The sequence below is a fragment of the Yoonia sp. R2331 genome, assembly GCF_041103235.1.
Taxonomy (GTDB): domain Bacteria; phylum Pseudomonadota; class Alphaproteobacteria; order Rhodobacterales; family Rhodobacteraceae; genus CANMYO01.
On sequence record NZ_JBGCUN010000001.1, the window covers coordinates 911358 to 937203 of the forward strand.

Annotated in this window: 23 protein-coding genes and 1 pseudogene; 15 read left to right on the top strand and 9 right to left on the bottom strand. The window is 61.7% G+C overall.

Annotated elements, in window-relative coordinates; translation table 11 throughout:
* Positions 1 to 20: 20 nt before the first annotated feature.
* From AB3Y40_RS04620 to glmM, 7 genes and pseudogenes are all read left to right on the top strand, one after another.
* Positions 21 to 515, top strand: coding sequence for a DUF6446 family protein (locus AB3Y40_RS04620; RefSeq protein ID WP_369437628.1), 495 nt, complete (start codon positions 21 to 23; stop codon positions 513 to 515).
* Positions 515 to 2560, top strand: a complete 2046-nt coding sequence (gene glyS, locus AB3Y40_RS04625; protein WP_369437629.1) for a glycine--tRNA ligase subunit beta — start codon at positions 515 to 517, stop codon at positions 2558 to 2560. Before AB3Y40_RS04620 ends, glyS begins: the two co-directional genes overlap by 1 nt.
* A gap of 127 nt (positions 2561 to 2687) precedes the next feature.
* A complete protein-coding gene (locus AB3Y40_RS04630; RefSeq protein ID WP_369439602.1) occupies positions 2688 to 5189 on the top strand; it encodes a putative PEP-binding protein in 2502 nt (833 codons plus the stop codon).
* A 168-nt stretch (positions 5190 to 5357) separates the two neighbouring features.
* Complete coding sequence (locus tag AB3Y40_RS04635; RefSeq protein WP_369437630.1) at positions 5358 to 6032, top strand: cell wall hydrolase; 675 nt, start codon at positions 5358 to 5360, stop codon at positions 6030 to 6032.
* 88 nt (positions 6033 to 6120) lie between these two features.
* A complete protein-coding gene (locus tag AB3Y40_RS04640; protein WP_369437631.1) occupies positions 6121 to 7002 on the top strand; it encodes a dihydroneopterin aldolase in 882 nt (293 codons plus the stop codon).
* Positions 6996 to 7847: pseudogene (gene folP, locus AB3Y40_RS04645) on the top strand (dihydropteroate synthase); the annotation flags it as partial. The gene AB3Y40_RS04640 and the pseudogene folP, both read left to right, overlap by 7 nt.
* Complete coding sequence (gene glmM / locus AB3Y40_RS04650) at positions 7822 to 9165, top strand: phosphoglucosamine mutase (RefSeq protein WP_369437632.1); 1344 nt, start codon at positions 7822 to 7824, stop codon at positions 9163 to 9165. The pseudogene folP and the gene glmM, both read left to right, overlap by 26 nt.
* Positions 9166 to 9311: 146 nt before the next feature.
* On the opposite strand, the gene AB3Y40_RS04655 is transcribed toward glmM, so the two are convergent.
* The 4 genes from AB3Y40_RS04655 to ilvC form a co-directional block, all read right to left on the bottom strand.
* Positions 9312 to 10217, bottom strand: a complete 906-nt coding sequence (locus AB3Y40_RS04655; RefSeq protein WP_369437633.1) for a DMT family transporter — start codon at positions 10215 to 10217, stop codon at positions 9312 to 9314.
* Positions 10218 to 10286: 69 nt separating this feature from the next.
* Positions 10287 to 10559, bottom strand: a complete 273-nt coding sequence (locus AB3Y40_RS04660; protein ID WP_369437634.1) for a hypothetical protein — start codon at positions 10557 to 10559, stop codon at positions 10287 to 10289.
* 102 nt (positions 10560 to 10661) lie between these two features.
* Positions 10662 to 11285 (bottom strand): GNAT family N-acetyltransferase, encoded by a 624-nt coding sequence (locus tag AB3Y40_RS04665; RefSeq protein WP_369437635.1) that lies wholly within the window; start codon positions 11283 to 11285, stop codon positions 10662 to 10664.
* 61 nt (positions 11286 to 11346) lie between these two features.
* Entirely contained in the window at positions 11347 to 12369 is a 1023-nt protein-coding gene (ilvC, locus tag AB3Y40_RS04670; RefSeq protein ID WP_369437636.1) for a ketol-acid reductoisomerase, read from the bottom strand.
* Positions 12370 to 12502: 133 nt separating this feature from the next.
* Here ilvC and AB3Y40_RS04675 point away from each other — a divergent pair, with 133 nt between their 5' ends.
* The 5 genes from AB3Y40_RS04675 to AB3Y40_RS04695 all read left to right on the top strand — a co-directional run bounded on the left by AB3Y40_RS04675 (position 12503) and on the right by AB3Y40_RS04695 (position 16309).
* The gene (locus AB3Y40_RS04675) at positions 12503 to 12958 is read left to right on the top strand and encodes an Lrp/AsnC family transcriptional regulator (protein ID WP_369437637.1); all 456 of its coding nucleotides are present in this window, start codon (positions 12503 to 12505) and stop codon (positions 12956 to 12958) included.
* Positions 12955 to 13407 carry an Lrp/AsnC family transcriptional regulator gene (locus tag AB3Y40_RS04680; protein ID WP_369437638.1) on the top strand — a complete coding sequence of 151 codons (453 nt, stop codon included), beginning with the start codon at positions 12955 to 12957 and terminating at the stop codon, positions 13405 to 13407. The genes AB3Y40_RS04675 and AB3Y40_RS04680 overlap by 4 nt, the downstream gene beginning before the upstream one ends.
* Before the next feature lie 107 nt (positions 13408 to 13514).
* Positions 13515 to 14231, top strand: coding sequence for a GGDEF domain-containing protein (locus tag AB3Y40_RS04685; RefSeq protein ID WP_369437639.1), 717 nt, complete (start codon positions 13515 to 13517; stop codon positions 14229 to 14231).
* Positions 14232 to 14290: 59 nt separating this feature from the next.
* Positions 14291 to 15028, top strand: coding sequence for a GGDEF domain-containing protein (locus tag AB3Y40_RS04690; RefSeq protein ID WP_369437640.1), 738 nt, complete (start codon positions 14291 to 14293; stop codon positions 15026 to 15028).
* Positions 15029 to 15172: 144 nt separating this feature from the next.
* Positions 15173 to 16309 carry an aminotransferase class V-fold PLP-dependent enzyme gene (locus AB3Y40_RS04695; protein WP_369437641.1) on the top strand — a complete coding sequence of 379 codons (1137 nt, stop codon included), beginning with the start codon at positions 15173 to 15175 and terminating at the stop codon, positions 16307 to 16309.
* 87 nt (positions 16310 to 16396) lie between these two features.
* Here AB3Y40_RS04695 and AB3Y40_RS04700 read toward each other — a convergent pair whose 3' ends face one another.
* The gene (locus AB3Y40_RS04700; RefSeq protein WP_369437642.1) at positions 16397 to 17578 is read right to left on the bottom strand and encodes a UbiH/UbiF family hydroxylase; all 1182 of its coding nucleotides are present in this window, start codon (positions 17576 to 17578) and stop codon (positions 16397 to 16399) included.
* Positions 17579 to 17687: 109 nt separating this feature from the next.
* Between AB3Y40_RS04700 and AB3Y40_RS04705 the strand changes: the two genes are divergently transcribed.
* Complete coding sequence (locus AB3Y40_RS04705) at positions 17688 to 18341, top strand: GntR family transcriptional regulator (protein ID WP_369437643.1); 654 nt, start codon at positions 17688 to 17690, stop codon at positions 18339 to 18341.
* Here AB3Y40_RS04705 and AB3Y40_RS04710 read toward each other — a convergent pair.
* Together AB3Y40_RS04710 and carA are read right to left on the bottom strand one after the other, a co-directional pair.
* On the bottom strand, positions 18295 to 20202 hold the full coding sequence (locus AB3Y40_RS04710) for a glycosyltransferase family 2 protein (RefSeq protein WP_369437644.1): 1908 nt from the start codon (positions 20200 to 20202) through the stop codon (positions 18295 to 18297). The genes AB3Y40_RS04705 and AB3Y40_RS04710 overlap by 47 nt on opposite strands.
* A 76-nt stretch (positions 20203 to 20278) precedes the next feature.
* Positions 20279 to 21424 carry a glutamine-hydrolyzing carbamoyl-phosphate synthase small subunit gene (gene carA / locus AB3Y40_RS04715; RefSeq protein ID WP_369437645.1) on the bottom strand — a complete coding sequence of 382 codons (1146 nt, stop codon included), beginning with the start codon at positions 21422 to 21424 and terminating at the stop codon, positions 20279 to 20281.
* A 177-nt stretch (positions 21425 to 21601) separates the two neighbouring features.
* Between carA and AB3Y40_RS04720 the strand changes: the two genes are divergently transcribed.
* The gene (locus AB3Y40_RS04720) at positions 21602 to 22057 is read left to right on the top strand and encodes a GatB/YqeY domain-containing protein (protein ID WP_369439603.1); all 456 of its coding nucleotides are present in this window, start codon (positions 21602 to 21604) and stop codon (positions 22055 to 22057) included.
* 139 nt (positions 22058 to 22196) lie between these two features.
* On the opposite strand, the gene AB3Y40_RS04725 is transcribed toward AB3Y40_RS04720, so the two are convergent.
* Positions 22197 to 22685, bottom strand: a complete 489-nt coding sequence (locus AB3Y40_RS04725; RefSeq protein ID WP_369437646.1) for a DUF2244 domain-containing protein — start codon at positions 22683 to 22685, stop codon at positions 22197 to 22199.
* 317 nt (positions 22686 to 23002) lie between these two features.
* Between AB3Y40_RS04725 and AB3Y40_RS04730 the strand changes: the two genes are divergently transcribed.
* Positions 23003 to 23602, top strand: a complete 600-nt coding sequence (locus tag AB3Y40_RS04730; protein WP_369437647.1) for a VPLPA-CTERM sorting domain-containing protein — start codon at positions 23003 to 23005, stop codon at positions 23600 to 23602.
* A gap of 487 nt (positions 23603 to 24089) precedes the next feature.
* On the opposite strand, the gene ctaD is transcribed toward AB3Y40_RS04730, so the two are convergent.
* On the bottom strand, positions 24090 to 25760 hold the full coding sequence (gene ctaD / locus AB3Y40_RS04735) for a cytochrome c oxidase subunit I (protein ID WP_369437648.1): 1671 nt from the start codon (positions 25758 to 25760) through the stop codon (positions 24090 to 24092).
* Positions 25761 to 25846: the final 86 nt, after the last annotated feature.

Below are 25846 nucleotides of genomic sequence, written 5' to 3' on the forward strand. Positions count from 1 at the left end.
TTATCATAGGATTGTTGCTGATGAGTGCACTGATTGCGGGCGTCGCGATGTACTACTTTCAGGTCTATGCCTTTTATGACGAGGTCTCGGCCGAAGTTGAAAATGTGCAAATGACCAATGTGGTGACCGGGCAAGCCGAACCGATTGTGTTCGAAAACTTCAAGGGTATCGACAGCGACAGCAGCCCTTTGCGCTATCGCGCCTGTTTCGATGTGGTCGGATCGCTGGCGATGATGACCGAAACCTATGTGGTTCTGGAGGCGGCGACGCCGCTGGTCGCACCGGGCTGGTTTGACTGCTTTGACGCCGACCAGATCGGCGCTGATCTTGAAGCCGGGATCGCGCTACCGTTTTTGGGGCAGGAAAACGTGACCTACGGCATTGACCGGATTGTCGCCGTCTACCCCGATGGCCGGGCTTTTGCCTGGCACGAGATTAACCGCTGCGGCGAGGTCGTCTTTGACGGTGATCCCGTGCCCGCAGATTGCCCCACACCACCCGAAGGGTTGAGATAATGCCTGATCTTCTGATCGAACTCTTTTCCGAAGAAATTCCCGCGCGGATGCAGGGCAAGGCCAGTGCGGACCTCCAAAAGCTGGTGACCGATGGTCTGGTCGAGGCCGGGTTGACCTATGCCGGGGCTGCCGCCTTTGCCACGCCGCGCCGTTTGGCGCTGTCGGTTGAGGGGCTGACGGAGGCGTCAAAACCCGTGCGCGAAGAGCGCAAAGGGCCAAAGGTGGGCGCGCCAGAGCAGGCGGTGAACGGCTTTGCCCGTGGTGCGGGTGTCGAGGTCAGCGCGCTGGAAGTGCGGGCGGACAAGAAGGGCGAGGTTTATTTCGCAGTGATCGAGCGGCCGGGGCGCGACGCGGCAGAGATTGTGGCAGAGGTGCTGGAAGGGGTCGTGCGGAACTTCCCCTGGCCCAAGTCGATGCGTTGGGGCGCGGGCAGCCTGAAATGGGTGCGACCGCTGCATTCGATCATCTGCTTGCTAAGTGACGAGGGCGGGGCAAGCGTTGTGCCGCTGGAGATCGACGGAATCAAGGCCGGGGCGGAAACGCAGGGCCACCGTTTTCTGTCGCAGGGCAGCTTTGCCGTCACCGGGTTTGAGGATTACGAGGCCAAGCTGAAGCGCGCGTATGTCTATTTGCGGCCAGAAGAACGCGCCGAGATGATCTGGCACGAGGCCACAAATCAGGCCTTTGCCCAAGGGCTTGAGGTGGTCGAGGATCGCGGGCTGCTGGCCGAGGTTGCGGGGCTGGTGGAATGGCCGGTGGTGCTGTTGGGCAAGATTGCCGATGACTTTCTGGACCTGCCGCCAGAGGTTTTGCAGACGTCGATGAAGGAGCACCAGAAGTTCTTTTCGGTGAAGGACAAGACGGGCCGGATCGTGCAGTTTGTGACCGTCGCCAATACCGAGACGGCGGATGGTGGGGCGACGATCCTGAAGGGCAATCAGAAGGTTCTGTTTGCGCGGTTGTCGGATGCAAAGTTCTTTTGGGAGAATGACTTGCGCGTGGCTCGCGCGGGGATGGACCCGTGGCTGGATGCGCTTGGCAATGTGACGTTCCACAACAAGCTGGGCTCGCAGAAGGACCGGGTGGAACGGATCACGGCACTGGCCCGTGAGCTGGCCCCGGTGGTGGGTGCTGATGCGGATGAGGCGGCAGAGGCGGCCCGGATCGCCAAGGCCGATCTTTCGTCCGAGATGGTGTTTGAGTTCCCCGAATTGCAGGGGCTGATGGGGCGATATTATGCGGAAGCGGCGGGCTCGTCGCTTGCTGTCGCGCGCTCCTCGCAAGAACATTACGCGCCGTTGGGGCCGTCTGATGACGTGCCGACCGCGCCGGTGTCGGTTGCCGTGGCGCTGGCTGATAAGCTGGACACGCTGACCGGGTTTTGGGCGATTGATGAGAAACCGACGGGGTCGAAGGACCCGTTTGCGTTAAGGCGGGCTGCGCTGGGTGTTATTCGGTTGGTGTTGGAGAATGGGCTGACAGTGCCGCTGGCGGGAATTTTCGACGAAAATTCGTGGGCGCAGGATTTGCTGTCTTTCTTCCATGATCGCCTGAAGGTTTACCTCCGCGACCAAGGCGTGCGGCACGATGTGATTGACGCCTGCATTGCGATGCCGGGGAATGATGATCTGACCTTGCTGGTGAAGCGGGCGAAGGCCTTGCAGGCGACGCTGGAAACCGATGATGGCGAGAACCTCATTCAGGGGTTCAAGCGCGCCAATAACATTCTGTCTCAGGCCGAGGACAAGGATGGGGTGTCGTACGAATACGGGGCCGATCCGAAATTTGCGGAGCATGACGCTGAACGGGCGCTGTTTACGGCACTGGATGAGGCGGACCGGGTGATCAAACCGGCAATGGAGGCTGAGGATTTTGGCACCGCGATGGCCGCAATGGCAGAGCTGCGCGCACCGATTGATGCCTTCTTTGAAGCGGTGCAGGTCAATGCCGACAACGACATCGTCCGGCGCAATCGTTTGAACCTGCTGAGCCGTATTCGGAGCACCTGTTTGGCTGTGGCGGATTTGACGCTGATCAATGGTTAACACTCCCTTGTCGCTTTAGGTTTACACAAGGCTGTCCATGCGCCTATGCTGCGCGTGAAAAAGGATCGCCGCAGTGCAGCAACCGACGACATTTCAAGATGTGACGCTGATCACCAACACCGCGCCCATGTCACCGGCTGTGCATGGTGGGCGGGCGAAGTGTTTGCAGCGGCTGGTGCGGCTGGACATGCCGGTGCCGACGACAGTCGCGCTGAGTTTTGATGCCGTGAACCGCATCGCCAAGGGGCAAATGCCTGATATGGCGCAGGTTCTGGCACCCTTTGGGGATGCGCCGCTACTGTCGGTCCGGCCCAGTAGTCAGGACCCCGATTGGGGCGGGCCGGGGGCGATCCTGAACATCGGGATGAACGATGCGCGTCTGAACCAGATGAAGGCAGAGGTGGGCGGAGCTGCGGCCTTTGCGCTTTATCTGCGGTTTGTGCAGTCTTATGCGACCCATGTGGCCCGGCTGGACCCTGAGGCGTTCGATTTCCCGCATTTGAGCGGCGAACACGCGCTGATGGCGGCGCTGGAAGCCTACGAGGAAGAGGCCGACGCAGCATTCCCGCAGGATGTGGCGGTGCAGTTGGCCGAGGTCTTGCGGTCGATGGCACGGGCCTGGGATGGCACAACGGCGCGGCTGCTGCGCGAGGCCAAGGGCGCACCGGCGGATGCGGGGCTGGGCCTTGTGGTGCAGGCGATGGCACTGGGCGTCGGGCGCGGCGAATGCGGGTCCGGTTTGATCCAATATGTCGATGGAGAGACCGGCGCGCCGCAGGTCACGGGCCGCTATCTGAGCCAAAGCCAGGGGCGCGACGCGCTGAGCAATGCGGAGGGTGCATTCTACCTGACGACAGACCCGCGCGGGCCATCGCTGGAAGAGGCCTGCCCGGACGCTTTTGCCAAACTGCTGGCCTATGGCGATGTCTGCAGGCTGCGCCTGCGTGAAGAGATGCAGGTGGAATTCACCATTGAAAACGGGGCCTTATCGGTGCTGGACGCGGTGCGCGTGCAGCGGTCCAGCCGGGCCTCGGTGCGGATTGCGGTGGCATTGGCCGCCGACGGGGTGATCCCCAAGGACGAGGCCGTCATGCGCGTGCCAGCGGGGGCGCTGTCAGAAATGTTGCACCGGCAGGTGGACCCGGCGGCCACACGCGATGTGTTGGCGACGGGCATTGCTGCCAGCCCGGGTGCTGCCACGGGCCGGATCGTGCTGACCGCCGATGACGCGCAGGCCAGTGCGGCGCGCAGCGAGCCGTGTGTGCTGGTGCGGCGCGAAACCACGCCGGAGGATATCCGCGGGATGCACGCGGCCCAAGCGGTGCTGACCATGCGCGGCGGCGTGACCAGCCATGCGGCTGTGATTGGCCGGGGGCTGGGTCTGCCCTGCGTCGTTGGCGCCTCTGACCTTGTGATTGATCGCAAGAAGGGCCGGGTGGTGACCCCTGACGGCCGTGTTTTTGCCGCGGGCGAGGTGATTACAGTGGACGGCACCACCGGCGATGTTTTGGCCGGTGCGCCCGATATGCTGGAGGCGGCGCTGGACGAGGCGTTTCAGACGCTTCTGTCCTGGGCCGATGAGTGCCGCGACATCGGGGTGCGGGCCAATGCCGACACACCTGCGGATGCGCAGACCGCCCAGAACTTCAAAGCCGAGGGGATCGGTCTGTGCCGGACGGAACATATGTTCTTTGAAGGGGACCGGCTGGGTGTGATGCGCGAGATGATCTTTGCAGAAACGCCGGAAGATCGCCGCGTGGTGCTGGACCGGTTGCTGCCGATGCAGCGGGCCGATTTCAAGGCGCTGTTCGGGATCATGGCCGGGCGTCCGGTGACGATCCGGCTGTTTGACATGCCGCTGCATGAATTCCTGCCCTACGACAAAGCCGGGCAGCGCGAATTGGCCGAACAACTGGCGTTGCCGGTGCCCAAGGTGACCGAGCGGGTCGAGGCGCTGAGCGAATACAACCCGATGCTGGGGATGCGCGGCGTGCGGCAGGGTGTGTCGGTGCCAGAGATCTATGAGATGCAGGCGCGCGCGATTTTTGAGGCCACAGCCGAGATGGCGGCCGAGGGAATCACTGTGGTGCCCGAAATCATGATTCCATTGATCAGCGCGATGCGCGAAGTGGAACTGGTCAAGGGCCGTGCTGACGCGATTGCCGCGGCTGTGCAGGCCGAGTTGAAGCAAAGCTTTGACTACAAGCTGGGTGTGATGGTCGAGACCCCACGCGCGGCGCTGCGGGCCGAGGATATCGCGCAGCATGCAGAGTTTTTGTCTTTTGGGACCAATGACTTGACCCAGATGACTTATGGGTTGAGCCGCGATGACGCGAGCCGCTTTATGAGCGCCTATGTGCAGCAGGGTGTCTATGAAGAAGACCCGTTCCACACCCTTGATCTGGACGGTGTCGGAGAGCTGTTGGCGATTGGTGCAGCACGCGGTCGGAAGGGTCGCCCGGAGGTGGTTTTGTCAATTTGTGGCGAACATGGTGGGTCACGGTCGGCCATCGCGTTTTGCCGCGAACAGGGGTTTGACTATGTCAGCTGCTCGCCATTCCGGGTTCCGCTTGCGCGACTTTCCGCCGCGCAGCTTGCCATTGAGGCACGGAGCTTTCCCAAGATATAGAGTGAAGATCGCCTGCTAACCCACTATAGGCGTTTATTATCCCGGAACTGTCGCAGTATTGTTTCCATCCCGGAAACAGCGCCAGCGGGTGGGTGGACCTAAGCGTAAAGATTCCGTAAAGAGCCGCTGCTAGCGCGGAGCTTACCGCGTTTGGGTTGGGGTGATGTGATGCGTTTTTCAAGCATTGGGACGAAGGCTGCGCTGTGTGCAGCTGCGATTTTTGCAAATGTGACGGCGGTCTCTGCCGAAGATCTTCTGGCGAGCCGCCTTGGTGCGTTGCTGGGCCAAGAGCGACAATCGATTGCCGTTGTCCCCGATGCGCGATTGAACGCGCTGACCACGTTGCCCTCTGCCGAGGACCGCGGGATCACCACGTCGCCTGCCACGATTTCCTATGACAATGCGTTCTTGTCCTCGATGTCGGCGCCGAGCGGCGGTGCCGAATGGCGTTGCATGGCCGAGGCGCTGTATCATGAGGCGCGCGGCGAAAGCACCAAGGGTCTGTTCGCCGTGGGCGAGGTCATCATGAACCGCGTGGATAGCGCCGCCTATCCCAACAGCATTTGTGGCGTGGTGCATCAGGGCACGGGGCGCAAGTATGCTTGCCAGTTCACATGGACTTGCGATGGCCGCTCAGACGCGATCAACAACCGCAGCGCGTTCAACCGCGTGGGCAAAGTGGCAAAGCTGTTGATGGATGGCGCGCCGCGCGAATTGACCGCCGGGGCCACACATTACCACACCACTGCCGTCAGCCCGTCCTGGGCACGGCGTTTCCCGCAGACAGCGAAGTATGGTGTGCATATCTTCTACCGTCAGCCGACCCGCAGCGCGTCTAACTAGGTCGCCTTTGCCGCCTGCGCCGTCGTGACCTGCCTTGCAGTGGGCGGGGCGGGGCAATATGCCGGTCCCGAATAACCGGGGGACCCTGATGAGCGACGAAATCCGGCAGGCCTTTGCCCATCCATCTGAACGGGCCGAGGCGAGTGCGACCACCCCGTGCGACCGCATTTCGCTGCGTGATTACGTGGTTGAGGTTGAGATCGGTGCGTTTCAGCAGGAGCGCGGGCATTTGCAGCGGGTGCGGTTCAACGTGGTGGTCGAGGTCAGCCCGCTGACCGGGCCGATTGATGACGATGTGGACCGGATCCTGTCGTATGACCGGGTGACTGAGGCGATTGGCCACGAGTTGGGCGCGGAGCGGATCAATCTGCTTGAGACATTGGCGGCGCGGGTGGCGGAACGCATCTTGCTTGAACCGCAAGCGGTGCGGGTGTTTGTGCGGATCGAAAAGCTGGATCGCGGGCCGTTCTCACTGGGGGTGGAAATCGTGCGCAGCCGCGATGGGGCTGCCCCCGCTGGGCAGGCCCATGAAGAGGCGCCGCATCCGCGTGTGCTGTATCTGTCCAATGCCGCAATTGCCGCCAGCGATGTAGTGGCGCGGATCACGGCTGCTGTCGCGCGCGGTGCGCCGGTGATTATTTGTGTCGGTGCCGCAGAGGTGGCCGCACCCAAGGCGAGCCATCCGCTGGCGCAGCGCCGCATTGATCTGCTGGCGATAGAGCAGAACGCCTGGGTGCTGGCCGCGCGCGACCCGCGTTGTCAGGTGGTGGGCACCCGGACAGAGCTGGATTGGGCGATGAAGAACGGCCAGATCTGCATCTGGGCACCCAGCAAGATCGTGCTGGACGCGGTTGATGGCCCCAGCGCCAGCCCACGCGATGCCGCCGCGTTGGCGGATTGGTTTGCCACTGAAATGCAGGCGGTGGAGCTGGTCATGGTGGGCGAGGGCGCAGCGGAGGCGGCGCAATGATTGCCGGTGTGTCGCTGGATCGCCCGCAGGTCATGGGCATTCTGAACGTCACACCCGATAGCTTTTCCGACGGGGGGGATCATCTGGCCGTTGATGACGCTGTGAAGGCGGCGCTGCGGATGCAGGCCGAGGGCGCTGCGTTTATTGATATTGGCGGCGAAAGCACGCGGCCCGGGGCAGCAGAGGTGCCCGAGGATGCAGAGATTGCACGAGTTGTGCCGGTGATAAAAGCGCTGCGGGCGCAGAGCGAGGTGGCGATTTCAATTGATACCCGCAAAGCGGCAGTGGCGGCGGCGGCGCTGGAAGCCGGGGCCACTTTTGTCAATGATGTCAGTGCCTTTCGCTTTGATCCTGATCTGGCAAGTGTGGTGGCCAAGGCGGGTGTGCCGGTTTGTCTGATGCATTCGATTGGCACGCCAGAGACGATGCAGGATCAGGCGGCTTACGGCGATGTGGTGCAAGAGGTTTATGACCATCTGGCGGAGCGGATTGCCGTCGCCGAGGCGGCAGGCATTGCGCGCGCACAGATCGTGGTGGACCCCGGCATCGGGTTTGGCAAAACCCTGGCGCATAACCTTGCGCTGATCAAAGGGCTGCACCGGTTTCAGGCGCTGGGCTGTCCGGTTCTGCTGGGAGCCTCGCGCAAGCGGTTCATTGGCACCATCAGTGGCACAGAGGCGGCCAAGGACCGGTTGGGCGGATCGCTTGCTGTGGCGCTTGAAGGGGTCAGACAGGGGGTGCAAATCCTGCGGGTTCACGATACCTTTGCCACCAAGCAGGCGATTGATCTGCAACTGGCGATGCAAGGAACGTGGGGCGATGGGCAAGGCATTATTCGGAACTGACGGGGTACGCGGCAAGGCCAATACATGGCCGATGACGCCGGAACTGGCGCTCAAGATCGGGGCAGCTGCGGGCCGCTATTTCCGCAATGACGGCAGCAATGGTCATCGGGTGGTGATCGGCAAGGACACGCGGCTGTCGGGCTATATGTTCGAAAACGCGCTGACGGCGGGGCTGACCAGCACCGGCATGAATGTCTTTCTGCTGGGGCCGATCCCGACGCCTGCGGTCGGCATGCTGACCACAAGCCTGCGCGCAGATGTGGGCATCATGATCAGCGCGAGCCACAATCCGCACCATGACAACGGCATCAAGTTCTTTGGACCGGATGGGTTCAAACTGTCGGATGCGGCAGAGGCCGAGATCGAGGGGCTGGTCGCGGGTGAGATTGCGCTGGCGCAGGCGGAAAACATTGGTCGCGCCAAGCGGATTGATGACGGGCGGTTCCGCTATGCCGAGCGGGTGAAATCGACGGTGCCTGCGGGCATGCGGCTGGATGGATTAAAGGTGGTGATCGATTGCGCCAATGGGGCGGCCTACAAAGTCGCACCAGAGGTGTTATGGGAATTGGGGGCGACTGTGATCCCGGTGGGTGTTGCCCCCAATGGGGTGAACATCAACGCAGGCTGCGGATCCACGGCAACACAGACCGCCGCCGAGACGATTTTGGCCCATGGCGCGGATGTGGGGATTTGTCTGGATGGCGATGCCGACCGGGTGATGATCCTTGATGAGACCGGGCAAGTGGCTGACGGCGATCAGATCATGGCGCTGATGGCGACCCGTTGGGCCGCAGAAGAGCGGTTGGCAGGCGGGGCGCTGGTGGCGACGGTGATGTCGAACCTTGGGCTGGAGCGTTATCTTGAGGCGCAGGGCCTGCGGCTGGAGCGCACGGGCGTCGGCGACCGTTACGTGGTGGAACGGATGCGTGCAGGTGGCTTTAACCTGGGCGGAGAGCAGTCCGGCCATATCGTGATGACCGATTATGCCACCACCGGTGATGGGCTGTTGGCGGGGTTGCAGTTTCTGGTGGCGATGATCCAGACCGGGCAAAAGGCCAGCGCGCTGAGCCGCAGTTTCGAGACCGTGCCGCAGTTGTTGAAGAACGTCCGGTTCGGGGCAGAGGCCGCACCCTTGGAGGCAGAGGCCGTGCGCGCGGCGATTGCGGATGCGGAGGCCAAGCTGGCGGGCAAGGGGCGGTTGTTGATCCGCAAATCCGGCACCGAACCGCTTGTGCGGGTGATGGCAGAATGCGAGGATCCTGTGTTGCTGGAAGCGGTGGTTGACGGGATCGTGGCCGAGGTTGAGGCCGCGGCCTGAGGTCATTGCGCGGCTGCGCCGCACGACATTTTTCGTGTCCCGAGGGGTGGTGGCAGTGTGACAGGCCCCGGCGGCGGTGCGTGTGGCAGGTGTTGCATGGGGGCCAGCCCCCGTCCGCTAGGCGGACTCCCCCGGCATATTTTCATTCAAAAGAAAGGGGCAAAGAGCCGTTTGAGGCTGGGCCATTGGCTGATCGCCAGCCCGGTGAGGATCAGGGCGAGGGCGGCGAAGAACCGCAGGGGAAGGACTTCGTTCAGGATCAGCACGCCAAAGAGGACCGACCAGAGCGGGACCTGGTAGTTGACCAATGTCATGAAGACCGATCCCGCGCTGCGGATCACGGCGACCCGCAAAAGTGCCGCCAGTGCGGTAGGGACCAGCCCGAGGAACAGGATCGCGAGCGTGCTGCGCGGGTCGGCAAGGGTGGGCACGCCTTCGACCAGCAGCATCGCGGGGATCAGGTAGGCGATGCCGACACAAAGCCCGATGGTGGCCAGCGCAATGCTGTCAATCGGCGGGCAGCGGCGGGTCAGGATCGAAGAGACCGCGTAAGATAGCGAGGCGGTGATACAGGCCAGTTGCCCCAAGGAAGCCGTGCTTTGCCCCATGTCCAGCACGCCGGGGCCGATGAGGGTGACGGCCCCGACAAAGCCCAGAAGAACACCGGCGGTTTTGCGGGCTGAGAGCGGTTCATCCGAGAAGACATGCGCCAGCGGCAGCACAAAAAGCGGAAGGGCGGCCATGGAGATGCCAGCAAAGGCAGAGGCCACGTGTTGCTGACCCCAACTGAGCAGCGCGAAAGGCAGGGCGGTGTTGAGCGTGCCGATCACCAGCAGATAGAGCGTCAGGCGCGGGGTCCAGGACGGCCAAGGGCGGTCGAGAGAGCGCATCAGCGCCAGCAGGACCAGAGCACCGAGCGTGGTGCGCGCGCAGGCCACGGTCAGTGGGCCATAGCCACGCAGGGCCAGTGTCACCACCATGAAGGTGCCACCCCAGATCAGGCCGAGGGCGAAGATCGAGAGCCAGTTTGCAGGGGTGGGATGCGGTGTCATGGGGCCAGCGGTTGGGGTGGTGTGCCCCTTGCTAGCCCGGGCGCGGCGCGTGCGCCAGCGGAAGGCCGATTATTTCAGCAGCTGGACAGCGGTGGCGGGCTGGGTGATGGCCTGCAGGTCTTGCGCGCCGTCGAGGGTTAGCAGGCCAAGTCCGGGCAGCATGGCGCTGCCCCCGATGGTGGCAGTCAGCGTCGGTGTCTGCTGTGGGATCAGATCGTCAAGGGCGGCGATCTGTGGGGCGGGCACGGCCAGAGAGGGGCCTGACGTGTCATCGGTCAGGTTGCTGGCGCTCAGCGGCGCTGCAAAAAGGCAGAGTGCGAGTGGCAGAGAAAAACGCAGCATGTGGTCACCTTTGGTTCGATCTGAGTGAACTTTGCCGGGGCAATGCGGCAGGAGCATGGCCGCAAGGGTGCAAGACTTTGCCGATTTGATGCGGGGGGGCGGTCAGCGCCCGGCGCAGGAGACGGCGAGGCTGACCAGGGCCAATGTGGCAACGACCGCCAGGATCACGTCGCCGTGGCCTTGGCGGCGCGTGCTTGGGGTCGCTGGTGGGGCAGGTTGATCGCGCACCTGGCGCGCGGGGCCATAGCGCAGGGTTGTTGAGGTCGGTGCAAAACCTGCGGAGGCGAAAAGCCGGGCCGAGCTGTCATTTCCGAACCAGACGGTCGCGGTGAGGTTGTCCCAGTCGTTCGTATCAGCCAAGGCTTTGGCGTGATCGACAAGCGCACGGGCGATGCCTTGGCCACGCAGGTCAGGTTGCACGTGAATGTCGTCGATATTGATAAAGGCGGGCGTGCTGCCATCGGGCAGGGTCAGCGGGCTGAGCGCGATGTAGCCGGCGTACCGGTTGTCGAGGTAGGCCGCAAAGATGCTTGGGCTTTCTTCAAGCGGTTGGCCGTCATGGTCCTGAAACGACTGGGCAAGGCCAGGGATCACGAGGGATTCCAGATCACCGGTGCTGAAAGCAAAGGGTTGGCGGGCGCGGTGCGCTTCCCACGTGGCGCGCAGGGCGGTCTGGATTTGTGGGAGAAGTGACGCGGGCGCGGGGCGGATTTCAAGATTGGACATCTGGCCCCCGGTGGTGTGCTGGCCCCGCAAGGGCGGGACCAGCCATGTGTGAGATCAAAGATCAGTTCTTGGATTTGTCGACCATTTTGCCATCAGAGATCCAAGGCATCATGCCACGGAGCTTTTCACCGACCTGTTCAATCTGGTGTTCGTCGTTGATCCGGCGGGTCGCCTTGAAGAAGGGCTGGCCCACGGCGTTTTCCTGCATGAAGTCACGCACGAATTTGCCGGTTTGGATGTCGGTCAGAATGTCCTTCATCCGCTTCTTGGTCTCGGCGTAAGGCAGCACGCGCGGGCCAGAGACGTATTCGCCGTATTCTGCGGTGTTGGAGATCGAGTAGTTCATGTTGGCGATACCGCCTTCATAGATCAGGTCCACGATCAGCTTGGTTTCGTGCAGGCACTCGAAATAGGCCATTTCGGGCTCGTAGCCTGCTTCCACGAGGGTTTCAAAGCCCATGCGGATCAGTTCAACGATACCGCCGCAAAGCACGGCCTGTTCACCAAAGAGGTCGGTTTCGCATTCCTGACGGAAGTTGGTTTCGATGATGCCGGAGCGGCCGCCGCCGATGGCGGAGCAATAGGACAGGCCGATTTCCAGCGCCTTGCCGGATGCGTCGGTGTCAACGGCCACAAGGCAGGGGACGCCGCCGCCTTTGGTGTATTCGCCGCGCACGGTGTGGCCGGGGCCTTTGGGGGCCATCATGATGACGTCGACACCGTCTTTTGGCTCGATCAGGCCGAAGTGGACGTTCAGGCCGTGGGCAAAGGCGATGGCCGAGCCGGGCTTGATGTTGTCGTGGACGTATTTCTTGTATGTTTCGGCCTGAAGTTCGTCGGGCATGGTGAACATGATGACGTCACACCAGGCGGCGGCTTCTGCGATACCCATGACCTGCAGGCCTTCGCCTTCGGCTTTGGCTTGCGAAGGGGAGCCTTCGCGCAGGGCGACGACAAGGTTCTTGGCGCCGGAGTCGCGCAGGTTAAGGGCGTGGGCGTGACCCTGAGAGCCGTAGCCGAGGATGGCGACTTTCTTGTCCTTGATCAGGTTCACGTCGCAATCGCGGTCGTAGTAAACGCGCATGGTCTTTTCCTTTGGTTATCGTGTCTGGCAGCGCTTATAGGCCCCTTTGGCCGGAAGCGCAGTGTTGGTTGCGCAATTATTTGGGTCGATATGGTAATTGTTATTCGCCAAAAGTCGGGATATTGCGAAATTCATGCTTGATGATGATGACAGACGCATTTTGCGCCGATTGCAGAATGATCCGGCGATGGCCGTGCCAGACTTGGCGGCAGCCACGGGGCTGAGCCCTGCGCGGGTCAGTCGCCGGTTAGAGAAGCTGCGCGCAAGCGGCGTGTTACAAGGCGTGGGTGTGGTGATTGACTGGGCAGCACTTGGCTATGCGGTGGCGGTCAGTCTGCGGATCACGCTGGACAAGACCCAACCGCGCGCCTTCGATGCCTTTTTGGTGGCCGCTCGGGCGGTGCGTGAGGTGGTCGAAATTCAGACCTTTCTGGGCCGGGTCGATGTGCGGCTGTCGCTGATCGCGAAGGATTTGCCGGATTATCAGCGGATATACCGCGAAGAGGTTTTGACCCTGCCACATATCGCGGACATCGAGGCGCTGATGACCGTGGCAAGTGTCAAGGATGACAGGACGTTGCCGATATGACGCTGGATGATCTGGACCGCGATCTGTTGCGGCAATTGGTTGAAAACGCAGAGCAATCGACGCAGCGGTTGGGCCAGAAACTAGGGCTGAGCCAGCCTGCCACTTGGCGGAGGATCAGGCGGCTGCAAGAGGCGGGGGTGATCGCGGGGCGCAGGCTGCGGCTGGACCATGAGGCGCTGGGATTTGGTGTAACGGTGTTTCTGGGGGTGAAACTTGCCACCAAGGGGCGCGTCAGTCTGGAAGACTTTGAGCGGGCAGTGAGCGGTATCGCTGAGGTGCAATCAGTTGAACACGTGCTGGGGCTATATGACTATCGCCTGCGGGTCGTGGCGCGCGATCTGGCCGATTTTGAGAGGGTGTTGCGCCGCCGGATCATGACCTTGCCGGGTGTCGGTGACGTGGAGGCCAATGTGCTGCTGAGCGAAGAACGCCGCCCCGGACCGCTTTGATTTGTTAAAATCTTGTTATGAGTTGTGCGGAAAGAAACCGGGGCAATTAAGATTCTGTTGGGGAAGATTTACGTAAGGTGACTGCGCAACAAAGCAGAGGCCCCCTGATGGAAGTCCGGCAACGCAGTGATCTTTGGAAGTTCGCGATCCTTTTTTCGGCGCTTGAAATGGCGTTTCTGATGATCGTGCAGGTGTTGTACTACCCGCCCGAAATGCACGCCTATATTCTGGCGCGCGAACCGCTGCTGACGCTGATTATCTCTTTGCCTGTATGCCTTTATCTGGGCGGGCAGATGCACGAAAACTACTTGCGCAAGCAAGAGTTGAAAGCGCTGACCGAACGTGACCGGCTGACCCAGGCCGCAACGCGGGACTTCTTTTATGAACGCCTTGCGGCCGAACCGGATGCCTATGGTGTGTCGCTGATGGTGGACATTGATTTCTTTAAGAAAGTCAATGACGTCCACGGACATATGGTCGGTGATGCGGTGATCAAGTCAGTGGCCGAAGTGCTGCGCGCCAATTGCCGCGAGATTGATATTGTCTGCCGGTTTGGCGGCGAGGAATTCGTGATCTTCCTGCACAAGGTCACGCCGGAACAGGGCCGCGATATTGCCGAACGGATGCGCCGGTCTGTGGCTGCAGCCCCGGTGCGGGTGGGCGATTTGACCGTGGCGGTAACCGTGTCCATTGGCGGATCGCTCAAAGACGCCACTGAGGACATCGACGAAGCCATTGGCACAGCAGATGCCGCACTTTATCGCGCAAAGGAAAGCGGTCGGAACCGCACGGTGATGGAGTGGCTGTCACCGCAGGCTGCATGACAGAGGCAGATTAACCCCTTGGGCACCTATCGCGGCTATATGTGCTATAAGAGGGCGTCATGAAGCTGAAAACCAACTCTGATATCCTGGGCTTTTCCATGCTCGCCACAGCGTTTGCCTGCGCTGTGGTTGTCCCTGTGATCATGCTGTTGTACCCGCGCGAAGAATGGCTGTGGGAGTTGTCGTTAAGTTTGCTGCTGACCGTCTCGATTACCATGTCGTTGATGATTTTCATCGGCAAGAAAATTGTGCATATCAATGAATTGTCAGACGAGCTTCAACGACTTGTCGCGCGCGACAGGCTGACGGATGTGGCAACGCGCGACCACTTTTACGCAGTCATGGCCGATGCGCCGGATGCTTATGGTGTCTCATTGATGGTTGATATTGATCACTTCAAGGCGGTCAACGACACACATGGGCATATCGCAGGGGACGCGGTGATCCGCCGAGTGGCGCGCGTGCTGCAATCCTCTGTCGGGCCGCAGGATATGGTTTGCAGGTTCGGGGGTGAAGAGTTCGTGATCTTCTTGCACGAAAGCTCTGTCGAGGCGGCGGCCACCGTGGCCGAAATCATAAGGCAGGCGGTTGCGGCAGAGGTGGTCACCTTTGAAGGTAAGCCATTGACAGTGACGGTGTCGATTGGCGGGTCCTTGCAGGCGCGTTGCGCGGACATTGATGCCGCCATCCGGGATGCGGATGCAGCACTTTACCTGGCAAAAGCGCAGGGTCGCAACGGGGTGGTTTTTCATCGCGATCAGCAAGGGTCCGGGGAGGCCTGGAAAGCGGCAGGTTAGGCAAAGGGTCGCTTTGTGCCCGGCGGCTGGCGCAAGATGAATGCGGTCCGCGACTGGGCCGATAGCTGTTTGCATACCCAAATAGACTTTGCCATCAGCCCGCGCGGAAGGTAGCCAAAGGCAACCCCAGCGCAGGAGGCATGCATGGACGGCACAGCGAAATCCTCGGTTGATCCCGAAGGCCTGATGGAATTCTCGGTGGTATTCACGGACCGGTCGCTCAATCACATGAGTAAGGCCTTTCAAGGTGTGATGACCGACATCTCAGCCATGCTGAAAGAGGTCTACAACGCCGATCACGTGGCCGTTGTGCCTGGTGGCGGCACCTTTGGCATGGAGGCGGTCGCGCGGCAGTTTGGCGCCGGCGCACATACGTTCATCCTGCGCAACGGCTGGTTTTCATACCGCTGGAGCCAGATTTTCGACGCAGGCCAATTTACCGCGCAGACCACGGTGCTGAAGGCGCGGCAGGCGGGCAATGACAGCCGCGCACCGTTCGCGCCTGCCCCCATTGCCGAGGTTGTGGATGCGATCAAGGCGGCGAAACCCGATGTGGTTTTTGCCCCGCACGTTGAAACCAGCGCGGGCATCATTCTGCCGGATGACTATCTGCGCGCGATGGCAGCGGCTGCCCATGAGGTGGGCGCATTGATGGTGCTGGACTGCATCGCCTCGGGCTGTGTCTGGGTCGATATGAAGGATGTGGGCGTTGATGTGCTGATCTCTGCCCCGCAAAAGGGCTGGTCAGCGACGCCCTGTGCGGGACTGGTGATGCTGTCGGACCGCGCGGCGGCGCGCATGCAAGACACCACATCCAACAGCTTTGCCGGAGATCTGAAGAAATGGCACGGGATCATGGCGGCCTATGAAGGCGGTGGCCATGCCTATCATGCGACGATGCCAACGGATGGGCTGCGGGCGTTTCGGGACACGATGATTGAAACGCGGGACTATGGGTTTGACCGGTTGAAAGACGCGCAATGGGCGCTGGGTGACGCGGTGCGCGCGCATTTGGCGGGCATGGGCGTGCGGTCTGTCGCGGCGGAAGGGTTCGGCGCGCCGGGTGTCGTGGTCAGTTATACCGATGACCCGAACATCCAGAACGGCAGCAAGTTTGCGGCCCAAGGCATGCAGATTGCCGCAGGTGTGCCGCTTGCCGTCGATGAGCCAGAGGATTTCCGCACCTTCCGGCTGGGGCTGTTTGGGCTGGATAAGCTTTACGATGTGGACGCGACGCTGGCGCGGTTGCTGCCGGTGGTGGATCAGGTGGTAGGCGGGTAGGGCGGTGCCCGCCCACCCACCCTTTTGGGGGCTTTGCCCCCGTCCGCTGGGCGGACTCCCCCAGGATTATTTTGGCCAGAAGAAGAGTCAGCCCGCGCCGAGGCCAAGTTTCATGAGTTGACGGCGAACGGGCGCTGTGTCGGCCAGCGCGCGAATGCCCCAGGGCCGCAGGTCACGCAAGACCGATGAGCCCGCGATGGAAGCACGGTTGAGCGCGTCGATCCCGGTGACCCGCAGGCGGATGTCGGTATGCCGCGCAGCCTGGTAGGCATCCAGCATGGCAGTATCGCCAAGGGATGCGCGGTGCGCTTCGGCCAGATCCAGCAGGCTGGCGAGGTCGCTGAGCGACATGTTGAGGCCCTGCGCGCCAATCGGCGGCATCACATGCGCAGCCTCTGCCACCAATGCGGTGCGCTGGGCGGTCAGGCGATTGGCGATTTGGCTGATGATCGGCCAGCTGGACCGGCCTGCCACCAGCGCAAGATCGCCCATGACGCCTGCGCTGCGCGCGGTGGCGGCGGCATTGAAGTCGGCGGGTGAAAGGGCAGCGAGGCGCGCAACCTCGGCCCCGCTGTCCATCCAGACGACGGCGGAACAGGGTTGGCCGTTGTGATCGGGGAGCGGCACCAGCGTAAACGGGCCGCCGGTCTGGTGCACCTCGGTCGAGATATTGTCATGCGGGGCCGCGTGGGTCACCGCGAAGGTCAGCGCTTTTTGCCCGTAGCGCGTTGTTTTGACGTCGATCCCGGCGGCGGCGCGCACAGGTGAGCCACGGCCATCGGCGCCGATCACCAGTTTGGCGCGCAGGCTTTGCCCGTCTGTCAGCGTCACGCGCGCCTCTGCCGTGCGGGTCAGCATCCGCGCAAAGCCCGTGCCGGGCCGGAAGTCGACGTTTGGCAGGGCAGAGAGACGCGCGACCATTTCGCGGCGCAACAGCCAGTTGGGCAGGTTCCAGCCAAAAGGTTGGTCCGAGATGTCCGCGGCGTCAAAGTCGCGCACAACCGGCGGCGTGGCAGCGCCATCAACGATGCGCATGATCTGCAAAGGTGCAGCATGGGGGGCGAGCATGTCCCAAAGCCCGGCGCAGTCCAGAAAGGCGCGCGCGGGTTGCAAAAATGCGGTCGTGCGCAAATCAGCCCCGGGCGTATCGGCCTGTGTGACAGGCGGGGCGGGGTCCACAATGACCACATCAAAGCCAGCGGTGCCAAAGGCCGCAGCAGCAGTCAGACCCGCCACACCGCCGCCCGAGATCAGAATGTCGGTTTCCATACCCTGCGACATAGGCGGCTAAAGGCGCGCGGGAAAGGGGGATGTGGCGAATTGCGCCAACGGGAACGGATCGTTAGGGTCGGATCACGTCCGCGCGAAAGGAAGCCTGATGCCCGTGCCACCCCGTCCGCAAAAGGATGCCTATGATCTGATCCTTGAGGCGATCGACAGCCATATCTACACCCCGGGCGACCGGTTGGTGGAAAGCGATCTGGCGGAACGTCTGGGCGTGTCGCGCACGCCGGTGCGCGAAGCATTGCAACGGTTGGAGACCCAAGGGCTGCTGACGCGCGATGGGCGGTCGCTGATTGTGGCGTCACTGGACCATACCCAGATGTCCGAACTTTACGTGGTGCGCGGAGAGTTGGAAGGGTTGGCGGCCCGGCTGGCAGCCCGGCACGCGACGCCCGAAGAGGTAGCCGTGTTGCGTGACATGCTGGAGGCGGACAAGGCGCTCAAGGATGACGCGCAGGCGCTGGCCCGTGCCAATCGGCGGTTTCACAAGCAGATCCATTTGGCGTCACACAACCGGTTTCTGGTCCGGCAATTGGATCTTGTGCATCGGTCCATGGCGCTGTTGGCGACAACGTCGATCTCGGCCGAGGGCCGAGGGGCCGACACGTTGCAAGAGCATGAGGAAATCGTGCGTGCGATTGAAAAAGGCGATGGTGATGCGGCGTATCGCGCGCTGCACGACCATATTTCCAAGGCCTATGTTACCCGTTTGAAGCTGGACGCTGCCAAGGTCGAAGCCGCCGAGTAGTGCCGGGCAAGAGCACGCCGTGGGCGGTCTTGTCCCAATAAAACGGCTTCCACGTCAGTTCCAGCAGACCCTTGTAGGCGGCGATGGTCGCCAGCGGAAAATAGAGCTGCAGGGATAGGGCCCAAAGCCAGAGGCCCCGCTTTCCCGCGCGGCCAAGGGCCACCCATGCAATGGCAAGTGAGACCAGTTCGGTCGCCAGAAAGAGCCCGGCCAGTGTCCAAAGGGCAGGTGCAGGTAGGATCGTGCTAATCGGGTGCGGCAGGCCAAAAGGGATCAGCCAGAAGGACCAGAGCAGGGGGGAAAGCAGAAACTGCGCCAGCGTGCCCGCGAAGAGCACTTGCAGTCCGAAGAACCGCCATGGACCCAGATCGCGCCAGAGGCGGACAGGGTGGCGCATGTGCACGCCGTAAGTGATCGCATAGCCCTTGAGCCAGCGCGAGCGTTGCTTGACCCACGGCCAGAACCGGCCATTCGCCTCTTCCTCGGTCACTGTGTTGACGAATTCGGTCCGGAATCCGTGGCGCGCCAGCCGGATACCAAGATCGGCATCTTCGGTGACATTGTGTGCGTCCCAGGCGCCAAGCCGTTCGAGCGCGTGGCGGCGAAAAAAGAGTGTGGTGCCGCCGAGCGGTACGACCAGCCCCATACGGGCATAGCCGGGCAGGATGACCCGGAACCAGGCGGCGTATTCGATGGTGAAGCAGCGGGTCAGCCAGTTGGCGCGCGGGTTGTAGTAATCAAGCATGCCTTGCAGGCAGGCCACCGCAGGATCGGCATTGGCAAAGTGATGGGCAACGCGGCGCAGTTGATCGGGGGCGGGGGCATCCTCGGCGTCGTAGACGCCGACAATCGACCCATGCGCGAAATCGAGCGCGTAGTTCAGGGCGCGCGGTTTGGTTTTGATTGTGCCGTCCGGCACGGTGATCAGCCGCATCCACGTGAGCAACCGGGCGCGGCCGACAGCGGCGCGTGTGGTGTGATCACTGGCTTCCATCACAAGGCAGACGTCAAGCAATTCGCGTGGATAATCAATCGCTTCCAAGCGGTTGAGAAGGTGATCTGCAATCGCTTTTTCGCGGTAGAGCGGGATCAGCAGGGTGATCACGGGCAGGCGCGCAGGTGTGGCGTCATGCGCGCCGGGGCCTTCGGGCAAGGGCGCGCGGCCCACGATGGCGGCTGCGGCTTTGACGCCGGTTGCGAGTGTGAGCAAGAGCACCGTCAGGGCGGTCAGGATTGTGAAGGTCAGCACTGGGGCGGCAAAGGCGGCCAGCAGCAAGAGGCCGGCGAAAACGATGGCAAGGCGTAGCGCCGCCGGAGCCGCCCAATTGCGGCAACTTTCGGCGTCGGGCACGCGGGTTTCGGCGCGGCGAACGAGTTGCGTGGCGAATTGTGTGCTGATGCAGCGAGTGATTTGATCGGTCGTGGCAAAGGCCATGCGGACGGGACCAAACAGCGCCGTCAGCGAAGCGCGGTGGCGGTCAAAATGCAGCGCCGTGGGCGCCAGCACCACAACGCAGCCGCCCATGCGCCGCCACGGCAACACCCCGTGGCGCAGCGCCAGCGCAGGCCCAAGTTGGGCCACCAGCCGGGGGTCAGGCGGGTCTCGCAGCGGGTCGATCAACTGCGATTTCGTCAAATCGGTCTGCGCCTCGACCAGTGTGCGGCGGGACAATCCATGCTGCGCATAAAGCACGTCATCCAGCTGCAACCCCAGCCGGGTCGCGACATGTTGCGCATCATCGAGCGCATCGGACGACACCGCGCCATCGGACGTCGAAAGGTCAAGACGCAACGTGCTGCGCAGGGGGTGCATCACCTGCGCAGTTGGGTCTGGTGTCAAATGGGGCGTCAGTCGCGTCATCTGGCCCGTCCGGTTGTCCCGAAGACCAAGATGACGGCAGCATCCTTAACGGATGATTAACAAAGCCGCGAAAAGTTTACGCAGCGCGGGCGTCCATGGCCGCTGCGAAACGCTCAAACAGATAGTAGCTGTCTTGCGGCCCCGGCGATGCCTCGGGGTGATATTGCACGCCAAAGACCGGACGGTCCGCCAGACGGATGCCGCAGTTTGACCCGTCAAAGAGCGAGACGTGGCTTTCGACAACGCCGTCGGGCAGGGTTTGGCTGTCAACGGTAAACCCATGATTCATTGACGTAATTTCGACCTTGCCGGTCTCGATGTCCTTGACCGGGTGGTTGGCGCCGTGATGGCCGTGGTTCATCTTGATCGTCTGCGCGCCAAGGGCGAGTGCCAACATCTGGTGACCCAGACAAATGCCAAACACAGGCAGATCGGTTTCAAGCACGCCTTTGATCATCGGCACGGCATAGGTGCCCGTGGCCGCCGGATCGCCCGGCCCATTGGACAAAAAGACGCCATCGGGGTTAAGCGCCAGAACCTCTTCTGCGGTGGCCGTGGCAGGCAGGACGGTCACGTCGCAGCCCGCAGAGGCGAGACAGCGCAGGATGTTGCGCTTGGCACCATAGTCAATCGCCACAACTTTGTGCCGGGCGGCGGTTTGTGGCGCGTAGCCCTCTGGCCAGGCCCAGCGCATTTCATTCCAGTGGTAGGATTGCGCGCAGGTCACTTCCTTCGCCAGATCCAGTCCCTCGAGGCCGGAAAAACCGCGGGCGGCGGCCACAAGCGCATCAATGTCAAAATTGCCGTCCGGGTCATGGGCCAGCGCCACATGCGGCGCGCCCTGCTGGCGGATCGCGCGGGTCAGGCGGCGGGTATCAATACCACCAATGCCGATCCGGCCCCGGCGGGTCAGCCATGTGGTCATTTCCTCGGTCGCGCGCCAGTTCGAAGGTCCAGTTGGATCCCATTTGACGACCATGCCGCAGGCAACGGGGTCTGCGGTTTCGTCGTCTTCGGGGGTCACGCCTGTGTTGCCGATATGGGGAAAAGTGAATGTCACGATCTGGCCCGCATAGGACGGATCGGTCATGATTTCCTGATAGCCGGTCATGGCGGTGTTAAAACAAAGCTCTGCCGTCGTCTGGCCGGTGGCCCCGAAGCCGCGACCATAGAAGATCGTACCATCGGCAAGTGCAAGGCAGGCGGTTGGTTTCGCTGGCATCGCGTGCATCCCCCAGATCGCGCAAAATTGGGCCGTAACTAAGGGCGCAGTCGGCAGGGGTCAAGGGCCAGAACGCCCTTGTTTTTGGCCTGTGCTAACGTCGCGTTGGGGTGCTTGTCAGCCACCGGGTGCGACAGTATGGTGCGCGCTCGCCTGATGCCAGAGACGGGAGTTTTCATGGACATGCGCAGCCGGGTCAATGCGGCCCTGAAAGATGCAATGAAGTCGAAAGAGGCGGACCGTCTGTCCACCCTGCGGCTGATCAACGCCGCGATCAAGGATCGCGAGATCGCGCAACGCGGCACTGACGAGGCCGAGGTGGGCGACGCAGAGGTGCTGTCAATCTTGGGGCGGATGGTCAAGCAGCGTCACGAAAGCGCACGCGCCTACGAAGAGGGCGGGCGGCTGGAGCTGGCCGACAAGGAACGGTCCGAGATCAAGGTGATCGAGGATTTCCTGCCAAAACAGCTGGATTCAGAGGAGGCCGCCGCTGCCGTGGATGCCGCGATTGCCGAGGTTGGCGCCACCAGCATCCGCGATATGGGCAAGGTGATGGGGGTCCTGAAGGCCAAGTTCACCGGTCAGATGGATTTCGGCAAGGTCGGCCCGTTGGTCAAAGACAAATTGGGGTAAACCGCGTCTCGAGAAACGGTCCGGGGGACCGTTTCAGCGGTTTACGGGCGGAGCCCCGGGGGTCTCGGAAACGGTCCGGGGGACCGTTTAAGCGGTTTACGGGTGGGCGTCTCAAGCGCATTTGCAAATTTGTGGCGCGCTAGGGACGCAAAGCGCGTTTGAGGTCGTCATAAAGGGCGAGCCGTTCGCTGGCGTCCAGAAAGCTGCCGATTTCAACCTCGCGGTCGCCGCCGCGCAGGGTGATGTAATTGTCGACCGGGCCGCCCTTGGGGTGCAGATGTACGCTGACCCAATAGCGGTTGGCCTGCCATTCCTGCGCCGGTGCCTTGGGGTTGTGCCGGGTCAAGTAGGCGACATCATCCGTGACGGTCAATTCCTCGAGCACCTCGCCCCTGCGGTAGCTGATGTTGAGCGCGGTCCACAGACCTGCAACCATCAGCGCAAAGAAAGGCAAAAGACCCCAAAGGATAGTTGATCCCAGAACCACGATCAGCGGCAAAGTCACAAGGAGGCAGGTTGCCCCCATGAAAAGCACAAAGTCGCGCCGCAAAAGCGACCGGTAGGGCCAGAGCGACAGCCGCCAGTTGGCGGAGGCTTGCGGAGGTTCCGGGGTCCATTCGTAGGGCATGGGGACGTTTTAGCGATCTGTGCATGGCAGACAATGTGCGGTTCCGTCGCGCCTGATTCCGCGCCTTGAATGTGGCGAGAATCAGGCGGACCGATTCGCTGGCAGTCCTGATGATTGTTTCCAAAAGGGAAAAGATTGCAGGATTTTCGGCAAAATCGGGCCATTTGGGGGCGAGATTTGGAGCGATTTTCGGGTCTGAGGCGAAAAAGTGTTAATGAAACGTTCACGGGCCTTGATTTGGCCCTTTTTGATATGGGATACATGTTGAGAAGTCGGCGGTACTTTGTGCGCTGCTGTTTGGTAACGAGGAAATTGAAATGAACAAGATTAAGTCACTTGCCGCTGTCGCCGGATTTGCGGCCGCAGCGTTTGCAAGTCAGGCAAGTGCCGCAACGCTTTCTGCAGGTGGGATGGTTTATACGCCGCATGCCGTGGCGCAACTTGAAGCTTCGCTGCTGGAAGTCGGGGCAAGTTCCGACAGCCAGATGGCAACCAACCTGATCGATGCGAATTCGACCCTTCTGGGTGAGTTGGATAGCGGCACGTCGAGCGACGGTGGCTCGATTGTTTTCAAGTTTGAGTCGGCCATTGCTGGTCTGTTCGCCGTGAACACCAGCACAACCAATGACGTGGGATCATTCGATGACCTGCGCATCTCATGGTGTTCGGGCGTCACCGGTTCGAGCTGTTCCGGCGAAGAATCGTTCATCATGGAGCCTGTGTCTGGGCAGAGCCTGCTTGCAAGCTTCGGCAGCGCTGGCGACATCAAGTACCTTGTCGCGACCTGGACAGGTGTGAATCAAGACTTCAGCAATCTGGACTTCCGCGTTGTTGCATCGGTTCCGGTGCCTGCCGCTGGTCTGCTGTTGCTGGCTGGTCTGGGCGGTCTGGGTGCGATGAAGCGCCGCAAGGGCTAATCCTTCCCAACAGAATACGGAAAGCCCCGCCATTGTGCGGGGCTTTTTGATTCCGGGGTATGGGTGCTGATGCCGTTGCGTCGTCGGTGACAGTGATGGCAGCAATGCGCACCACCACTGCAACAAGAGCCGTCACAGCGGCATGGCTGCAGCTGTCAAAGGGGCAGGGGGCCGCCACAGGCGTAAGATGTGCAACGCTCTCACCGTGAGCGGTGGTGGCGAAGTCAACGCGCACCTGTGTCCCGTGCTGCGGTGGGTCCGAAGCCTTGGGCCACCTATGGGTTCTGATGTGTGACTTACTGCGCGCTTGGTGGTTGCTACAGTCAGGCGGCTGCGTCCAAAGAGCGGGGCAGTGTCGGGCTGCGCGGGGTGTTATGGGCGGCAATACGACCCGGGTATCGCGGTGCCCTGCAATTGCGTGATGCACAAATGAAAAGGCCCCGGTCGAGTGACCGGGGCCTTTTCGGTGTTGCGATACGCCTTGGCGTCAGTGCGCGTGCGGCTTGTCCCAATCGGACTGCTTGGGCAGCGTTTCGAACGTATGTTCGGGCGGCGGCGAGGGCAGGGTCCATTCCAGCGTGTCGGCGTATTCGTTCCACGGGTTGGGGTCAGACACCCGGCGACCGTAGAGCAGCGAATAGAAGATCACGCCGATGAAGAACACGAAGCTGGCGAAGGACAGGAAGGCGCCCCAGCTGGAGACGTAGTTCCACAGGGCATAAGCCTCGGGATAGTCGATGTAGCGACGTGGCATCCCCTGACGGCCCAGGAAGTGCTGCGGGAAGAAGGTGATGTTTGCACCGATGAACATCGCCCAGAAGTGCAATTTACCGGCCCATTCGGGGTACATGCGGCCCGACATCTTGGGGAAGTAGAAATAGATGCCCGCGAAGATCGAGAAGACAGCGCCCAGCGACATCACATAGTGGAAGTGTGCCACGACGTAGTAGGTGTCGTGATAGGCCCGGTCGACGCCGGCCTGAGACAGTACGATGCCCGTCACACCGCCCACGGTGAAGAGGAACAGGAAGCCCATCGCCCAAAGCATCGGCGTTTTGAACTCAACCGAGCCGCCCCACATTGTGGCGATCCAGCTGAAGATCTTCACACCTGTCGGCACTGCGATCACCATCGTGGCCAGCATGAAGTAGGACTGCTGGGTCAGGGACATGCCCACGGTGTACATGTGGTGCGCCCAGACGACGAAGCCCAGCACACCGATCGCGACCATCGCATAGACCATCGGCAGGTAGCCGAAGATCGGTTTGCGGCTGAAGGTGGCGATGACGTGGCTGATGATGCCAAAGCCGGGGATGATGATGATGTAGACCTCTGGGTGGCCGAAGAACCACAGGATGTGCTGATAGAGGATCGGGTCACCGCCACCGGCAGGATCAAAGAATGTCGTGCCAAAGTTACGGTCTGTCAGCAGCATGGTGATGGCGCCGGCCAGAACGGGCAAGGCGAGTAGGATCAACCATGCGGTCACAAAGATCGACCAGGAGAACAGCGGCACTTTGTGCAGGGTCATACCCGGCGCGCGCATGTTCAGGAAGGTGGTGATCATGTTGATCGCGCCAAGGATCGACGAGGCACCTGAAACGTGGACTGCAAAGATCGCAAGGTCCATGGACATCCCGCCCTCGGACGTCGACAGCGGCGGGTAAAGCACCCAGCCCACACCAGAGCCAAGCTGCCCGTTGCCGCCCGGCGACAGCATCGAGGCGACACCAAGCGCGGTACCGGCGACATACATCCAGAACGACAGGTTGTTCATGCGCGGGAAGGCCATATCGGGCGCGCCGATCTGTAAGGGCATGAAATAGTTGCCAAATCCGCCAAAGAGCGCCGGGATGACCACAAAGAACATCATCAGGACGCCGTGATAGGTGATCATCACGTTCCAGAGGTGACCATTAGGTGTGCAAACCTCGCCAGAGGCGATGAACCGCGCGCCTTCGGCACACATGTATTGCACGCCGGGGTGCATCAGCTCGAGCCGCATGTAGACGGTAAAGGCCACCGAAATGAAACCGACCGCACCTGCAACGAAGAGGTACAGGATGCCGATATCCTTGTGGTTGGTGGACATGAACCAGCGGGTAAAGAAGCCGCGGTTGTCTTCGTGCTCGTGGCCGTGGATGGCTGCGTCTGCCATGTGGCTCTCCTTGGTTGGTTCCTTTGCTCCGGGCGCGAGTCATCTTCACCCCGAGCTTTTGTTGGGGTTCTAGTGGGTTGTGCGCG